Here is a 14,255-nt window from a genome sequence, read left to right on the forward strand (position 1 = left end):
TGGTTGATACGTTTGCTAGGCTGGCGTCATGAGCCCGACGACCGGCCCGACGGCCGAGGAGACCCCACCGACAGCGAGCGGACGGCAGGGGGCACGCCGTTCCCCCGCCCCCGAGGAGCGACAGCGGGACGCCGAGCGATCCCGCAGGGCACTGTGCGAGGCGGCCCTGGACGAGTTCGCCGAGAAGGGCTTCGCCGGCGCCCGTGTCCAGGACATCGCGGCCCGCGCGGGCGTCAACAAGCAGCTGATCAACTACTACTTCGGCGGAAAGGAAGGGCTCTACCGCGAGATCCAGCGCGGCTGGGCGGAGCACGAGACGGTCTTCGCCGACCCGGACCTGCCGCTGGAGGAGATCGCCACCCGCTACCTCGGCGCCGGCCTCGCGGACCCGCGCCCGGCCCGGCTGCTCATCTGGCGGGGCCTGACCGGCGAGTCGACGGCGGACACGTACGACGACGCCACGCTCGGCCAGGACGTGGCCAACCTGGGCCACGCCCAGGAGCGGGGCGAGATCGCCGACGACCTCGACCCCGGTTTCGTCCGGCTGGCGCTCATGGGCGTCATCCTGGCCCCGATCATGCTCCCGCAGACGGCCCGTCAGGTGACCGGTCTGGACCCCGACTCACCGGAGTTCAACGAGACCTACGGCGAGCAGCTGCGCCGCCTCGTCCGCCACCTCGGAGCCACCGCACCGCAGCCGCAGGAAGAAGAACCCGTGCCCGAACCCGACGAGGGGAGCGCCCGATGACCGTGCCGTTCAGCGAGGCGGAACTGAGCTATCTGGCCACGCAGGGACACGGCCGCCTGGCGACGGTCGGCCCGTCCGGCGAGCCGCAGAACCGTCCGGTCAGTTTCGTCCTCGACACGGACACCGGCACCATCGACATCGGCGGCCCGAACCTCGCCGCCAGCCGCAAGTACCGCAACATCGAGGCGCACCCGGAGGTCTCGTTCGTCGTCGACGACTTCGCGGCCGCCGGGAGCACCACCTCCCCGTTCCGCGGCCGGGGCATCGAGATCCGCGGCCGTGCCGAGGCGCTGCGCGACCAGACTCCGCCCAACCCGTACTTCAGCGGCGAGCTGATCCGCATCCACCCCGCCCGCGTCGTCGCCTGGAACCTCGTCCCGGACACTCCCGGCGTGCACGCCCGGGACGTGGCGACGGACGCCGGCTGACCCCCGTACCCGGTGATGGCGACGGGGGTCGGCCGGGGTGGCGCTCCGGCGTCACCAGTCCTGTCGGGTCAGCTCCACGAACCGGGCCAGCCGGGCGATCTCGGCGTCCGCGCCGCCCGCTCCGCGCCGGTTGGACAGCGAGACGTGCGTGGCCCCGGCGTCCCGCCAGGTGGCGAGGCGCGCGGCCCACTCCTCCTCGGGCACCAGCTGCAGCGGGATCCGCGCCTCGATCCCGAAGGCGTCCGCGTCCCGGCCGTACCCGGCGACCAGTGCGCGCAGCTCCGCGACGACCTTCATCCCGGCCTCCGTGTCCCGCATCAGCGGCCCGAACATCCGGAAGCCGTCCGCCAGGCGCGCCATTCGGTCCAGGACGGCGGGCCGCGGCACACCGCCGCCGGCGAAGTCGCCGCCGCCCATCCACACCGGCAGCCTCCGCGCGGGGCGGGGATTGAGCGCCACGTCCCGCAGCTGCACCAGCTCACCGCCGTAACTGACCGCCGGCTGCTCCCACAGCAGCCGCATCGCCTCGATCTGTTCCTCGATCAGCCGGCCGCGGACGGCCGGATCCACGCCGAGGGCGCGAACCTCCTCCCGGTTCCAGCCGACGCTCACCGACAGCCTGAGCCGCCCGCCGGACAGGATGTCCACCTCGGCGGCCTGCTTGGCGGCGAGCGCCACCGGCCGCTGCGGCAGCAGGACGGCGGCGGTGAGCTCCACCCGGGAGGTGACCGCCGCGAGATAGGCGGCCTGCGTGAACGACTCGTGCCAGGGCGCGCACGGGGAGATCTCGGAGGGCCAGTCGTCCGTCCGGGCCGAGAGCACATGCTCGCCGAAGCCCAGATGGTCGTAGCCGAGATCCTCGAACGCCTGGGCGTAGTCGCGGAGTTCGGCCGGATCGTCGAAGTACGGCAGATCGCCGCCGACCCGCAGCCGACGCCGCGCCGGGCGGTCGGCGACGGCAGCCGGATGGGTGTCCTGCCGCTGAGCACCAGTCACTGGGAACGACCTCCGTTCGTCGGTGCGGTGGTGCCGCACGTCCGTCGTCAGGCTGGCCGAGCGGACTCGACCGGGGCTCAAGCATGGCTCGTGCACGGCGGGCCGAACGAGGCGCGGTCCCGCCCGCCGACGGCTTTCGGCCGCTTCCAGCGGAAGTCGAGCGGCACCTGACACAAGTGGACGGCGGCCGGCATCCGGCGGCCGGACGGAGACCCGACACACGGACACCCGACACAGGGAAGGGAAGGGGAGCACGCATGGGCGAGCTCGACCAGACACGACTCGGCGGCGCACCGCCCCAGGGCGACGGACGCCGGCTGCCCGAGGGCGTCGGACTGACGGCGGTCGGCGTGGCGCTGGCCCGGGCACGGGAGAGCGCCCGCGAGGACCGGCTCTTCGACGACACGTACGCCAAGGCGTTCGTGGACGCGGTCGGCGACGAGACGGTCGCCGGCATGAAGGTGTTCGGCAGCTACATCGCGCTGCGGACCGCGCTGTTCGACGACTACCTGCTGGCGGCGGCCCGGAGCGGCTGCGCCCAGGTCGTCATCCTCGCCGCCGGCCTGGACACCCGCGCCCTGCGGCTCGACTGGCCCGCCGGAACCCGGGTGTTCGAGATAGACCTGCCGGACGTCCTCGCCTTCAAGTACGACGTCCTGGGCGAGGCCGCCGGGCCCGCCGGACGCGGACGCACGACCGTTCCGGCCGATCTGCGCGAGGACTGGGGCGCCGCCCTGGTGGACGCCGGATTCAGTCCCCAGGCGCCGACCGCGTGGCTCGCGGAGGGACTGCTGCCGTATCTGACCGAAACCGACAACGACCGGCTCGTCGACCGGGTGGGCGAGCTGTCCGCGCCCGGCAGCCGGCTCGGCATCGAAGTCGTCAACCCCACCACCACCTACCGCGGCGACGTCAGCGGCTTCAAGCGCATGCAGTCCTCGATCAACGCCCCGTGGCGCTCCACCCAGCCCGACCCGTCGGGCTGGCTGCTCCGGCACGGCTGGCGTCCTGCCGACGCCCCGACCATGGAGGAACTCCACCGGCGCTACGGCCGGGAGGCCCTCCTCGACCCCCGCACCGGCACCGGCGCGGGCGGACTGGTCACCGCCGTGCGGGAAGGGTGACGGAATGGCCGCGCCCACCACCCCGGCGGCCGCGACGGTCGCGCTGACCTGCCAGGTCTACACCGAGCCCGCCGGTGACACCCATGACATCCCCTACCGCCTCGGTTTCGCCGTCACGGCCCCCGAGGCGGTGCGTCCCGGCGAGTCGTTCACCATCGCCGTACAGCCCGAACCGCTCACCTTCAGCCCCCGGTTCAGCAGCCTCGTCCGGGACCTGCGGCTGGGCTTCGTCCCGCCGCGCGGAGCGGACGCGAGCGGCGGCACCCTGTCCGGGGGCAGCGGCCTCGGCGCCACGGAGCCGTACACCGAGCAGGCCGGCGGTGTACTGCTGCTGCACGCTCCCGGGCCCTTCGTGTCCGGTACGACCTTCGCCCTGCCGTGTCTGACCTGGACGGCGACCGCCGGGCCCAACGGCGTGGTCGAGGTCGCGCTGGGCGGCCCGGACGGCACCGGACCCGCATGGGGATATCGCTGGGAGCAGCCGTCGAAGGGCATGAACGGCGTCGTCACCGGCCGCCCCGACGGACCCGCCTTCCTCGTCCGGACCCGGATCACGGAAGGCTGAACGGCGAGGGCCCCGGCGGTGGTTCATCGCCGGGGCCCTTACCTCTCTCGTGTCCGGCTACCGGGCCGGAGCCTCCTGCCCGGCGGCGTGCGACAGCGTGGTGCGGCTGTTCGCGCCGAGCAGCTCCCGCACCTGCCGCCGCGCGTCGGCGATCGTTCGGCCCGCGCCCAGCACCCGGGACACCGCCTCCGGGTTCAGGGCCACCGTGTGACTCGCGGTGGCGAACGGCCCGTCCGGACCCTCGCCGAACGTCCACAGCCCGCTGTGCCCGAGCAGCAGGTCCGGGGTGACGAGCTGCTTGTACGCGATCCACTCCGGCGGCCGGCACACCCGTACCGAATGGGTGGTGTGGGTCGAGCCGTCCGCCGTCGCCGTCTCCATCCGCAGGTCCTGCACCCCGGGCGCGGTCTCGGTGAGCGTGACCCCGGCGACGTGCGGAAGCCGCTCGGGCCACAGGTCCGCCCGCGCCACGAACTCGTAGGCCGCCTCGGGCGATCCGGACAGCGCGAGGGTGTCGGTGAACGAGAACACGGTCTCCCGCGGCGGATGCCCGGTCTCCACGATCCGCGCGAGCGCGGCGAGTTCGGCCGCACTGTTGCGGTCGAGCGCCTCGTGCACCCAGGCCACGGCGGACGGTTCGTCCTCCACGACCGTGAAGTGGTGCCGCAGCACCACCTCGGTCCGGCCGCCGTCCAGCTCACGGAAGAGCCACTCGCCGCCCATCGAGGCGACCGGCGGAGTGCTGACCTCCTGCTCGAAACCGACCGTGCGCCCGTCGGCGTCGAGGGTCCGGCGCGACACCCAGTCGTTCACCCGCCCGTTCACCGTCGCCCAGAGCCGGATCCGCTCGCTGTCCCGGTCGCCTTCGATCCGGAGGGCGTGCACGGTGGGGCCGAAGATGGCAGGCCACAGCGTCACGTCCGCCACCACGTCGTACAGCGGCCCGGGCGGCGCGTGCACCACCCGGGTGTGCTCGGTGTGCCGCAGGCCGGGTACGGCCGTCATCGGGCGTCCGCCGGCACGGCCCGGTTGACCAGGTCGAGCAGGTCGCGCGGTGTCCCCGCGTCGGCGATCACGTCGTCCGCGAGGGCGACTCCGTAGTCCCGCTCGATCCGGGCGGCGGTCTCCATCAGGGCGAGCGAGTCATATCCCAGGTCACCGAAGGGAGTGTCGAGGATGTCGCCGCTCAGGTCGATGCCGTCGTCCTCGCCCGCGCAGGCGACGAGGATGCGCCGGAGGTCGTCCATCTGGATCTGTGCCATGACTTGGTCTCCTGCCAGGAAGGAATGGGTCGAAGTACAAGAAGGGGAACGTCAGTTCGCCGGACCGGTCACGACGACCGCCGAGTTGAAGCCCCAGCGCCCGCGGGCGAGCACGAGTGCGGCCCGGACGGGCAGCGCGCGGGGTTCGCCGAGGACGAGGTCGATGCCGTAGTCGGCCGGCACCGATGTGGTGTGCGCGGTCGCCGGGACCACACCGTCCCGGACGGCGAGCAGCGCGGCGACCAGGTCGGCCGGTCCGCCGCCCGCGTACATCCGGCCGGTGAGGGATTTGGGCGCGGTCACCGGCACGGCGCCCGGCCCGAACAGGCCGCTGATCGCCTCTGCCTCGGCCCGGTCCAGCTCCGGCACCCCGGCCGCGTCGGCGAAGACGACGTCGATGTCGCCGGCCGCCAACCCCGCGTCGGCCAGCGCCAGTTCGGCCGCGCGGCGCAGCCCCGGCGGGCGGTCCGAGCCGGGCCGCGGATCGAAGGTGGACGCGTACCCGGCGAGCGTGCCGTAGATCCGCTCCGCACCGCGCAGCCGGGCCGAGTCGGCGTCCTCGACGACCAGGATCGCGCCGCCCTCGGCGGGAACGTGCCCCGACGCGGCGGTGTCGAAGGGCAGATACGCGCGCGCCGGGTCGGTCACCGTCGTGAGCCGCCCGCTCGCCGACTGCGCCACCCATCCCCACGGATCGAAGGCGGAGTCCACTCCCCCGCTCAGCACCAGCCGGGTGCCGCGCCGCACGGTACGGCGGGCATGGCCCACGGCGTCCAGGCCGCCCGCCTGCTCGGCGACGAGGGCGGCACTCGGTCCGCGCATGCCGTGCCGGATGGAGATCTGGCCGGTGTTGACGGCGTAGAACCAGGCGAACGACTCGTAGACGCTGACGTGCTGCGGGCCCTTGCTCCAGAGCTTGTTGAACTCCCGGTGGGTGAACTCGAAGCCACCCTGCGAGGTGGAGGTCACCACGCCCATGTCGTAGTCGGGCAGGGTCTCGGCGCTCACCCCGGCGTCGTCGAGCGCCCATGCCGCGGCGGTCAGCGCGTACCGGGTCGAGACGTCGGTCTGCGGCAGCAGCCGGCTGGGCAGGTGCTCGGCGGCCTCGAAGTCCCTGATCTGCCCGGCCAGTTGCGTCGGGTAGCCGGAGACGTCGAACCGGGTGAGCTCCCCGATGCCGTTGCGGCCGGTGAGCACGGACTTCCAGTACTCCTCGGTGCCGAGCCCGCCCGGCGCCACCACCGAGACGCCGGTGACGACCACGGCGGAGGCATCGCGTCCAGGGGCGTCGGCCGTCGCCAGACTCGCGCGCTCGCTGATACGGCGGCTCATGCGGCCACCTCCGGCCGGTGCAGCACCATCGCGCTCTGGAACCCGCCGAACCCGCTGCCGACCGAGAGCACGGTGTCCACCCGCTGGTCGCGCGCGGTCAGCGGCACGTAGTCCAGGTCGCACTCGGGATCGGGGGTGTGCAGATTGGCCGTCGGCGGTACGACGTTGGTCCTGATGGCCAGCGCGCAGGCCGCGATCTCGATGGACCCGATGGCGCCGAGCGAGTGGCCGACCATCGACTTGATGGAGCTGACGGGCACGTCGTAGGCGTGCGCGCCGAGGCTCCGTTTGAGCGCGGCGGTCTCGTGGCGGTCGTTCTGCTTGGTGCCGGAACCGTGCGCGTTGACGTAGTCGACGGCGGTGCGGTCGAGCCGGGCCTCGTCGAGCGCCGCCCGGATCGCCTCGGCCATCTCCCGGCCGTCCTTCTTCAGACCGGTCATGTGGTACGCGTTGCAGCGCGTCGCGAAGCCGCCGACCTCGGCGTAGATCTGCGCACCGCGGGCCCGGGCCGCCTCGAACTCCTCCAGGACGAACATCGCGGCGCCCTCCGCCAGGACGAACCCGTTGCGCGAGCCGTCGAACGGGCGGGAGGCGTGCTCGGGGTCGTCGTTGCGGGGTGTCGTCGCCTTGATGGCGTCGAAGCAGGCGACGACGATCGGCGAGATCGGGGTGTCGGCCGCGCCCGCGAGGACGACGTCGACGCTCCCCTCCCGTATCAACTCGACACCGTGCCCGACCGCGTCCAGCCCGGACGTGCACCCGTCGGACACCATCGTCACCGGGCCCTCGGCGCCGACGCTCCACGCCACCTCGGCGGGCATCACCCCCGGGCTGAGGTAGTCGGCCATGTGCGGGGAGAGGAAACCGTCGTCCACCAGCCACTGCCGCCCGCTGTCGGACAGCACCAGGTACTCCCGCTCCAGACTGGTCGCGGACGCGACCGCACTGCCCAGGCTCACTCCGATACGGCTCGGGTCCAGAGCCGCGGTTTCGAGGCCGCTGTCGGCGACCGCGTCCCGGCCGCAGGCGACGGCGAACTGCGTCGCGCGGTCCATCCTGCGCACCTCGCGCGGGCTGAACCCCTCCGCCTCGGCGTCGAAGTCCACCTCGCCCGCGATCCGGGACCTGAACGGCGAGGGGTCGAAACGGGAGATCCTCCGGGTGGCCGTCCGCCCATCGCTCAGCAACGACCAGAACGCCTTCGTTCCCAGGCCGCCCGGGGTCCGCACCCCGATGCCGGTGATCACAACGCGCCGAGCCATATCGCCTCCGTACATGCAGCCCATCACGGTCCGTTACTCGGGTCCCATGCAGGCTGCGGTCGACGCCTTGAGCCTGGCTCGAAAGCGGATCGGGGAGGGGGTACGGCGGGGCGGCGGGGCCGGAGGCCGATGTGCGGGGCGGGCATCTCGCGGCCCGTTTCAGCACGGGTTCAGTGCGGGCCCTTTCCCATTGCGCCGGTCTGCCTCACGGGCAACGGAGGTGCGTCCGCTGGGTCAAAGTCCTGAGTCCGCACGCCCGATGAGACGTTTCAGCAGTTCACAGGAGTCCATGGTGGGGCGGGTGGGACTCGAACCCACGGCCGACGGATTATGAGTCCGCTGCTCTAACCGGCTGAGCTACCGCCCCATTACGGCGCGTCGCGCACATTTGTACGCGCCGTCTGCCGCAGCATAGCCGCTCATACGATCTCCTGCTTCGGATGGTCGACTTCGCACGACCATGAGGACTGCGGCACGTCACGAGCGGTTCCGGGGGACATGAAAAAGGACCCCAACGGGGTCCTCTTCACTGCTTCCTGACGGCGTCCACACTGTGCTCTCCCGACTGGACTCGAACCAGTAACCTGCCGGTTAACAGCCGGCTGCTCTGCCAATTGAGCTACGGAAGATCGAAGCTCCCCCGACTGGACTCGAACCAGTAACCTGCCGGTTAACAGCCGGCTGCTCTGCCAATTGAGCTACAGGGGAATGCCTCGTTGCATCGAACGTACCTCCCTGGGTATTCGCCAGGGGGCGTGTGCTCGCTGCGACACATACATTAGCGCAAGCAGGGGGGTGCTCCGCCAATCGGTTCCCCCGGCACCGATGCCGCGCCGGAGACCTGGGCAAGGTACCTACGCAAGGGAAGGGTGGCCGTCATGCGCTACAAGCTCACGTTCGTCGTCGGACTGGCTCTGGGTTACGTGCTGGGCACGCGGGCCGGACGCGAGCGCTACGAGCAGCTGAAGAAGTCGGCACGTCAGGTCGCGCAGAACCCCGCCGTCCGCAACACCGCCGAGACGGCGGCGCAGCAGGGCCGCCAGTACGCGGGCAAGGCGTACCACGCGGTCAGTGACAAAGTCGGCGACCGGGTCCCCGACTCGGTGGCCCAGCGCGTACGGTCCCTGCGTGAGCGCAACGCGAACGGTACGGGCGAGGACGACTGGGGCACCAGCAACACATAGGGAGTCCCGACCCGGCGCAGTCACCTCCCGCCGTACGGCAGAATTTCCGCCATGGGGATAGTCGCCGGGTTGGACAGTTCGCCCGATTTCACTCGTATCGTCGTCTGCGACACGGACACGGGGTCCGTGCTCAGGCAGGGATATGCGCCGCATCCGGTCGAAACCGAGACCGAGGGCGGCGGGCGGCCCTCCGATGTCGATCCACAGGCCTGGCTGTTGTCGCTGGGCGAGGCGGCCGGCGGGGGGCTGCTCGAAGGTGTGCAGGCCATCGGTGTGTCCGCGCAGCAGAACGCGCTCGTGCCGGTGGACTCGCAGGGCAACACCGTGCGGCCCGCGATGGTCGGCGGTGACAAGCGGGCGCAGGTCGCGGCGGCCGACCTGATCGACGCGCTCGGCGGGCGCGAGGCGTGGGCGCAGGCGGTGGGTTCCGTACCGCAGGCCGCGCAGCCCGTCACCAAGCTCCGCTGGCTGAACAGGACCGAGCCCGACAACGCACGGCGTACGGCCGCGTTGCTGCAAGCGCATGACTGGCTCGTGTGGCAGTTGCTCGGGCGGCCGGTGCGGAGGACGACCGATCGGGGCGGGGCTTCCGGGACCGGGTACTGGTCCGCCGCCAGTGGTGGTTACCGGCCCGATCTCGTCGAACTCGCCCTCGGGCACCAGGCCATGCTCCCCGAGGTGATCGGTCCCTCCGACGCGGCCGGTACGACTCCGGAGGGGCTGCTGATCTCCGCCGGCACCGGCGAGACGATGGCCGCCGCGTTCGGGCTCGGAATCGGGTTCGGGGATGCGGTCGTGTCGCTCGGCGCCTCCGGGTCCGTGATGGCCGTGCACCATGAGGCGCTCGTCGATCAGAGCGGGATGATCACCTCGCTGGCCGACGCGACCGGGATGCATCTGCCGGTCGTCACCACGCTCAACGCCGTACGGACCCTGCGCGGGGCCGCCGAGTTGCTCGGGCTGCCCGATCTGGAGAGTCTGTCCGAGCTGGCGATGAAGTCGACGCCCGGGGCGCACGGGCTGGTGTTCCTGCCGTATCTGGAGGGTGAGCGGACGCCCAATCTGCCGCACACCGCCGGGACGTTGGCCGGGCTGCGGCGGGAGTCGATGAAGGCGGAGCATCTGGCGCGGGCCGCGTTCGAGGGCATGCTGTGCGGGCTCGCGGACGCGCTGGACGTGCTGCGCGGGCGGGGTGTGGCCGTACGGCGGCTCTTCCTGCTCGGGTCGGCCGCCGAGCTGCCCGCCGTGCAGGCCGCGGCGCCCGCGCTCTTCGGGACGCAGGTCGTCGTACCGCAGCCCGCCGACTACGCCGCGATCGGCGCCGCCCGGCAGGCCGCGTGGGCGCTCGGCGTCTCCCAGGGCACCCTCGACCCGCGCAACCCGCCGCCGTGGCAGGGACCGGTCGCCCAGGTCTTCGAACCGGGCGACGAACTGGCCGTAGGGCAGGCCGTTCGGCAGCAGTACGTGTCCGTACGGGAACAGACGCATCCGGGCGCGTTCCGCTCGTAGGTACGCACCAATGTCGGCGTGAATAAGGCACTGAAGGGTGCATAAGGGGACGTGGCGCACTGCTGTTGGCTTAATCGGTTGAGGTAACGCGGGTGGAGTGTCCGACGATAGGGGCGAGGGGCACACCGCCCGCCCTCCACCCGCCGACTCCGAGAGACCCAGCGTGCTCATACGACTTCTGCGGACCTATCTCAGGCCCTACAGGAAACCCATCCTCCTGCTGGTGCTGCTGCAGTTTCTGCAGACCTGCGCCACTCTCTACCTGCCCACCCTGAACGCGCACATCATCGACAACGGTGTGGTGAAGGGGGACACCGGATACATCCTGTCGTTCGGCGCCCTGATGATCGGGATCTCGCTGGTCCAGGTCGTGTGCAACACGGGTGCCGTCTACTTCGGCGCGCGCACCGCGTCGGCCGTCGGCCGGGACATCCGGGGTGCCATCTTCGACCGGGTGCAGTCGTTCTCGGCCCGCGAGGTCGGCCAGTTCGGCGCGCCCTCGCTGATCACCCGTACGACCAACGACGTCCAGCAGGTCCAGATGCTGGCCCTGATGACGTTCACCCTGCTGGTGTCGGCGCCGATCATGTGCGTCGGCGGGATCATCCTGGCGCTCGGTCTGGACGTACCGCTGTCCGGGGTGCTGATCGCGGTGGTGCCGACGCTGACCATCTGCGTGACGATCATCGTGCGGCGGCTGCGGCCGCTGTTCCGGTCGATGCAGGTGCGCCTGGACGCGGTGAACCGGGTGCTGCGCGAGCAGATCACCGGCAACCGTGTCATTCGTGCCTTCGTGCGGGACGAGTACGAGAAGGACCGGTTCCGCAAGGCCAACAGCGATCTCACCGAGATGCAGCTGAAGACCGGCAACCTGCTCGCGCTGATGTTCCCGGTGGTCATGACGACCGTGAACCTGTCGTCGATCGCCGTCGTGTGGTTCGGCGCGCACCGGATCGCGAGCGGCGGGATGCAGATCGGTGATCTGACCGCGTTCCTCGCCTATCTGATGCAGATCGTGATGTCCGTGATGATGGCCACCTTCATGTTCATGATGGTGCCGCGCGCGGAGGTCTGTGCCGAGCGCATCGAGGAGGTCCTCGACACGGAGTCCAGTGTCGTACCGCCGCTCGCGCCCGTCACCGAGCTGCGCCGGCACGGCCACCTGGAGGTCCGCGGGGTCGGCTTCTGTTACCCGGGTGCCGAGGAACCCGTACTGAAGTCCATCGACCTGGTGGCCCGCCCGGGCGAGACGACGGCCGTGATCGGCTCGACCGGCAGCGGAAAGTCCACCCTTCTGAGTCTGGTCCCGCGCCTGGTTGACGCGACCGACGGCGAGGTCCTCGTCGACGGTGTCGACGTGTCGACCATCGACCCGGTGCTGCTCGCCAAGACGGTCGGCCTGGTCCCGCAGAAGCCGTACCTCTTCGCGGGGACGGTCGCGACCAACCTTCGCTACGGCAATCCCGACGCGACGGACGAGGAGTTGTGGCACGCGCTGGAGGTGGCGCAGGCCAAGGGCTTCGTCGAGGGGCTGGAGAACGGACTGGACTCCCCCATCGCACAGGGCGGCACGAACGTCTCCGGCGGTCAGCGGCAGCGGCTCGCGATCGCCCGGACACTCGTGCAACGGCCGGAGATCTACCTCTTCGACGACTCCTTCTCCGCCCTCGACTACGCGACGGACGCGGCGCTGCGGGCGGCGCTCTCGCAGGAGACCGCCGAGGCGACCGTGGTGATCGTGGCGCAGCGGGTGGCGACGATCAGGGACGCGGACCGGATCGTCGTACTCGACGAAGGTCGGGTCGTGGGGACGGGCCGCCATCACGAACTGATGGCGGACAACGAGACGTACCGGGAGATCGTTCTCTCCCAGCTCACGGAAGCGGAGGCTGCCTGATGGCCGGGCCCATGGGGCGGATGATGGCCGGGACGGGCCCCGACGCCCGTTCGATGGACTTCAAGGTGTCCGGCAAGCGGCTGATCAGTCAGTTCAAGCCGGAGCGGCTGACCATCGGCATCCTGCTGGTGTGCGTGGTAATCAGCGTGGGGCTGAACGTGGTGGGGCCGAAGATCCTCGGCAACGCCACCGACCTGGTCTTCGCGGGCATCATCGGGCGGCAGATGCCGGCCGGGACGACCAAGGCACAGGCCCTCCAGGCGATGCGCGACCGGGGCCAGGGTTCGGTCGCGGACATGCTCAAGAGCACGGACTTCACGCCGGGCAAGGGCATCGACTTCACGTCGGTCGGGCATGTGCTGCTGCTCGCGCTGGGCACGTTCATGGTGGCCGGGCTGCTGATGGCGGTGGCGACCCGAATGGTCAACCGGGCGGTCAACCGGACCATGTTCCGGCTGCGCGAGAGCGTGCAGACGAAGATGTCGCGCCTCCCGCTGTCGTACTTCGACAAGCGCCAGCGCGGTGAAGTCCTGTCCCGCGCGACCAACGACATCGACAACATCGGCCAGACGCTGCAACAGTCGATGGGCCAGCTGATCAACTCCCTGCTCACGATCATCGGCGTCCTCGCGATGATGTTCTGGGTGTCCTGGCTGCTGGCGCTCGTCGCGCTGGTGACCGTGCCGCTGTCGTTCCTCGTCGCCACGCGCATCGGCAAGCGCTCGCAGCCGCACTTCGTGCAGCAGTGGCGCTCGACGGGCAAGCTCAACGCGCACGTCGAGGAGATGTACACCGGCCACACCCTGGTGAAGGTGTTCGGCCGCCAGGACGAGTCGGCGCAGCTCTTCGCGGAGCAGAACGACGCGCTCTACGAGGCGGGCTTCAAGGCGCAGTTCAACAGCGGGGTCATGCAGCCGCTGATGATGTTCGTGTCGAACCTCAACTACGTGCTGGTGGCGGTGGTCGGCGGCCTGCGGGTCGCGTCCGGCTCCCTCTCGATCGGTGACGTGCAGGCCTTCGTCCAGTACTCGCGCCAGTTCTCGATGCCGCTGACGCAGGTGGCGTCGATGGCGAACCTGGTCCAGTCGGGCGTCGCCTCGGCGGAACGGATCTTCGAACTCCTCGACGCCGAGGAGCAGGCGCCGGACCCCATGCCGGCCGAACGCCCCGCCGAACTGCGCGGCCTGGTCGCCCTGGAGCACGTCTCCTTCCGCTACGACCCCGACAAGCCGCTCATCGAGGACCTCTCCCTGACGGTGGAACCGGGCCACACGGTCGCGATCGTCGGCCCGACGGGTGCCGGCAAGACGACTCTCGTGAACCTCCTCATGCGGTTCTACGAGGTCTCCGGCGGGCGCATCACCCTCGACGGCGTCGACATCGCGCGGATGTCCCGGGACGAACTCCGGTCCGGGATCGGCATGGTGCTCCAGGACACGTGGCTGTTCGGCGGTTCGATCGCCGAGAACATCGCCTACGGGGCCTCGCGCGAGGTCACCCGGGGCGAGATCGAGGAGGCGGCGCGGGCGGCGCACGCCGACCGGTTCGTCCGTACGCTGCCCGACGGCTACGACACGGTGATCGACGACGAGGGTACGGGCGTCAGCGCGGGTGAGAAGCAGCTCATCACCATCGCGCGGGCGTTCCTGTCCGACCCGACGATCCTGGTCCTGGACGAGGCGACGTCCTCCGTCGACACCCGCACGGAGGTCTTGATCCAGAAGGCCATGGCCAAGCTCGCGCATGGCCGCACCTCGTTCGTGATCGCGCACCGTCTCTCGACGATCCGGGACGCGGACACGATCCTCGTCATGGAGAACGGCTCCATCGTCGAACAGGGCGCGCACGCGGACCTGTTGGCGGCGGACGGGGCGTATGCGCGGCTGTACAAGGCGCAGTTCGCGCAGGCGGTGGCCGAGGTCGACTAAAAGATCCATAGAGAGTGCCA

At 70.8% G+C, this 14,255-nt stretch carries 13 protein-coding genes and 3 tRNA genes; 8 read left to right on the plus strand and 8 right to left on the minus strand.

Features of this window, described 5'->3' with window-relative positions:
- The first annotated feature begins 28 nt into the window (after window positions 1–28).
- Together ACIBK4_RS42105 and ACIBK4_RS42110 are read left to right on the plus strand one after the other, a co-directional pair.
- Window positions 29–748: a TetR/AcrR family transcriptional regulator gene (locus tag ACIBK4_RS42105; RefSeq protein WP_399003990.1), complete on the plus strand. Its 720-nt coding sequence runs from the start codon at window positions 29–31 to the stop codon at window positions 746–748.
- On the plus strand, window positions 745–1,176 hold the full coding sequence (locus tag ACIBK4_RS42110) for a PPOX class F420-dependent oxidoreductase (RefSeq protein WP_399003992.1): 432 nt from the start codon (window positions 745–747) through the stop codon (window positions 1,174–1,176). Before ACIBK4_RS42105 ends, ACIBK4_RS42110 begins: the two co-directional genes overlap by 4 nt.
- A gap of 51 nt (window positions 1,177–1,227) precedes the next feature.
- Here ACIBK4_RS42110 and ACIBK4_RS42115 read toward each other — a convergent pair whose 3' ends face one another.
- Window positions 1,228–2,172, minus strand: a complete 945-nt coding sequence (locus ACIBK4_RS42115) for a TIGR03619 family F420-dependent LLM class oxidoreductase (protein ID WP_399003994.1) — start codon at window positions 2,170–2,172, stop codon at window positions 1,228–1,230.
- 257 nt (window positions 2,173–2,429) lie between these two features.
- Here ACIBK4_RS42115 and ACIBK4_RS42120 point away from each other — a divergent pair, with 257 nt between their 5' ends.
- Together ACIBK4_RS42120 and ACIBK4_RS42125 are read left to right on the plus strand one after the other, a co-directional pair.
- Complete coding sequence (locus ACIBK4_RS42120) at window positions 2,430–3,296, plus strand: SAM-dependent methyltransferase (RefSeq protein ID WP_399003996.1); 867 nt, start codon at window positions 2,430–2,432, stop codon at window positions 3,294–3,296.
- Between the two features lie 4 nt (window positions 3,297–3,300).
- On the plus strand, window positions 3,301–3,861 hold the full coding sequence (locus ACIBK4_RS42125) for a hypothetical protein (RefSeq protein ID WP_399003998.1): 561 nt from the start codon (window positions 3,301–3,303) through the stop codon (window positions 3,859–3,861).
- A gap of 57 nt (window positions 3,862–3,918) precedes the next feature.
- On the opposite strand, the gene ACIBK4_RS42130 is transcribed toward ACIBK4_RS42125, so the two are convergent.
- The 7 genes from ACIBK4_RS42130 to ACIBK4_RS42160 all read right to left on the minus strand — a co-directional run bounded on the left by ACIBK4_RS42130 (window position 3,919) and on the right by ACIBK4_RS42160 (window position 8,425).
- Complete coding sequence (locus ACIBK4_RS42130) at window positions 3,919–4,866, minus strand: aromatase/cyclase (RefSeq protein WP_399004000.1); 948 nt, start codon at window positions 4,864–4,866, stop codon at window positions 3,919–3,921.
- Window positions 4,863–5,123, minus strand: coding sequence for an acyl carrier protein (locus ACIBK4_RS42135; RefSeq protein ID WP_366434719.1), 261 nt, complete (start codon window positions 5,121–5,123; stop codon window positions 4,863–4,865). The genes ACIBK4_RS42130 and ACIBK4_RS42135 overlap by 4 nt, the downstream gene beginning before the upstream one ends.
- A 51-nt stretch (window positions 5,124–5,174) precedes the next feature.
- Window positions 5,175–6,455, minus strand: a complete 1,281-nt coding sequence (locus ACIBK4_RS42140) for a ketosynthase chain-length factor (RefSeq protein ID WP_399004002.1) — start codon at window positions 6,453–6,455, stop codon at window positions 5,175–5,177.
- On the minus strand, window positions 6,452–7,717 hold the full coding sequence (locus ACIBK4_RS42145; RefSeq protein WP_399004004.1) for a beta-ketoacyl-[acyl-carrier-protein] synthase family protein: 1,266 nt from the start codon (window positions 7,715–7,717) through the stop codon (window positions 6,452–6,454). Before ACIBK4_RS42145 ends, ACIBK4_RS42140 begins: the two co-directional genes overlap by 4 nt.
- Before the next feature lie 290 nt (window positions 7,718–8,007).
- Window positions 8,008–8,084, minus strand: a tRNA-Ile gene (locus ACIBK4_RS42150).
- A 189-nt stretch (window positions 8,085–8,273) separates the two neighbouring features.
- Window positions 8,274–8,346: transfer RNA gene (locus tag ACIBK4_RS42155), tRNA-Asn, on the minus strand.
- Between the two features lie 6 nt (window positions 8,347–8,352).
- Window positions 8,353–8,425 (minus strand) — tRNA-Asn (locus ACIBK4_RS42160).
- 170 nt (window positions 8,426–8,595) lie between these two features.
- On the opposite strand from ACIBK4_RS42160, the gene ACIBK4_RS42165 reads away from it, so the two are divergent.
- The 4 genes from ACIBK4_RS42165 (at window position 8,596) to ACIBK4_RS42180 (ending at window position 14,235) form a co-directional block, all read left to right on the plus strand.
- A complete protein-coding gene (locus ACIBK4_RS42165) occupies window positions 8,596–8,901 on the plus strand; it encodes a hypothetical protein (RefSeq protein ID WP_020684218.1) in 306 nt (101 codons plus the stop codon).
- A 51-nt stretch (window positions 8,902–8,952) separates the two neighbouring features.
- Window positions 8,953–10,410 carry an FGGY family carbohydrate kinase gene (locus ACIBK4_RS42170; protein ID WP_366434722.1) on the plus strand — a complete coding sequence of 486 codons (1,458 nt, stop codon included), beginning with the start codon at window positions 8,953–8,955 and terminating at the stop codon, window positions 10,408–10,410.
- A gap of 163 nt (window positions 10,411–10,573) precedes the next feature.
- Window positions 10,574–12,307: an ABC transporter ATP-binding protein gene (locus tag ACIBK4_RS42175; RefSeq protein WP_399004006.1), complete on the plus strand. Its 1,734-nt coding sequence runs from the start codon at window positions 10,574–10,576 to the stop codon at window positions 12,305–12,307.
- Window positions 12,307–14,235 (plus strand): ABC transporter ATP-binding protein, encoded by a 1,929-nt coding sequence (locus ACIBK4_RS42180; RefSeq protein WP_399004008.1) that lies wholly within the window; start codon window positions 12,307–12,309, stop codon window positions 14,233–14,235. Before ACIBK4_RS42175 ends, ACIBK4_RS42180 begins: the two co-directional genes overlap by 1 nt.
- Window positions 14,236–14,255 lie beyond the last annotated feature (20 nt).

Source organism: Streptomyces sp. NPDC050528 (assembly GCF_044457795.1).
GTDB lineage: Bacteria > Actinomycetota > Actinomycetes > Streptomycetales > Streptomycetaceae > Streptomyces.

Coding starts and splice junctions, on each gene's coding strand:
- ACIBK4_RS42110 (WP_399003992.1), top strand. CDS start 745: ATGACCGTGCCGTTCAGCGAGGCGGAACTGAGCTATCTGGCCACGCAG.
- ACIBK4_RS42130 (WP_399004000.1), bottom strand. CDS start 4,866: ATGACGGCCGTACCCGGCCTGCGGCACACCGAGCACACCCGGGTGGTG.
- ACIBK4_RS42135 (WP_366434719.1), bottom strand. CDS start 5,123: ATGGCACAGATCCAGATGGACGACCTCCGGCGCATCCTCGTCGCCTGC.
- ACIBK4_RS42145 (WP_399004004.1), bottom strand. CDS start 7,717: ATGGCTCGGCGCGTTGTGATCACCGGCATCGGGGTGCGGACCCCGGGC.
- ACIBK4_RS42105 (WP_399003990.1), top strand. CDS start 29: ATGAGCCCGACGACCGGCCCGACGGCCGAGGAGACCCCACCGACAGCG.
- ACIBK4_RS42180 (WP_399004008.1), top strand. CDS start 12,307: ATGGCCGGGCCCATGGGGCGGATGATGGCCGGGACGGGCCCCGACGCC.
- ACIBK4_RS42170 (WP_366434722.1), top strand. CDS start 8,953: ATGGGGATAGTCGCCGGGTTGGACAGTTCGCCCGATTTCACTCGTATC.
- ACIBK4_RS42165 (WP_020684218.1), top strand. CDS start 8,596: ATGCGCTACAAGCTCACGTTCGTCGTCGGACTGGCTCTGGGTTACGTG.
- ACIBK4_RS42140 (WP_399004002.1), bottom strand. CDS start 6,455: ATGAGCCGCCGTATCAGCGAGCGCGCGAGTCTGGCGACGGCCGACGCC.
- ACIBK4_RS42120 (WP_399003996.1), top strand. CDS start 2,430: ATGGGCGAGCTCGACCAGACACGACTCGGCGGCGCACCGCCCCAGGGC.
- ACIBK4_RS42125 (WP_399003998.1), top strand. CDS start 3,301: ATGGCCGCGCCCACCACCCCGGCGGCCGCGACGGTCGCGCTGACCTGC.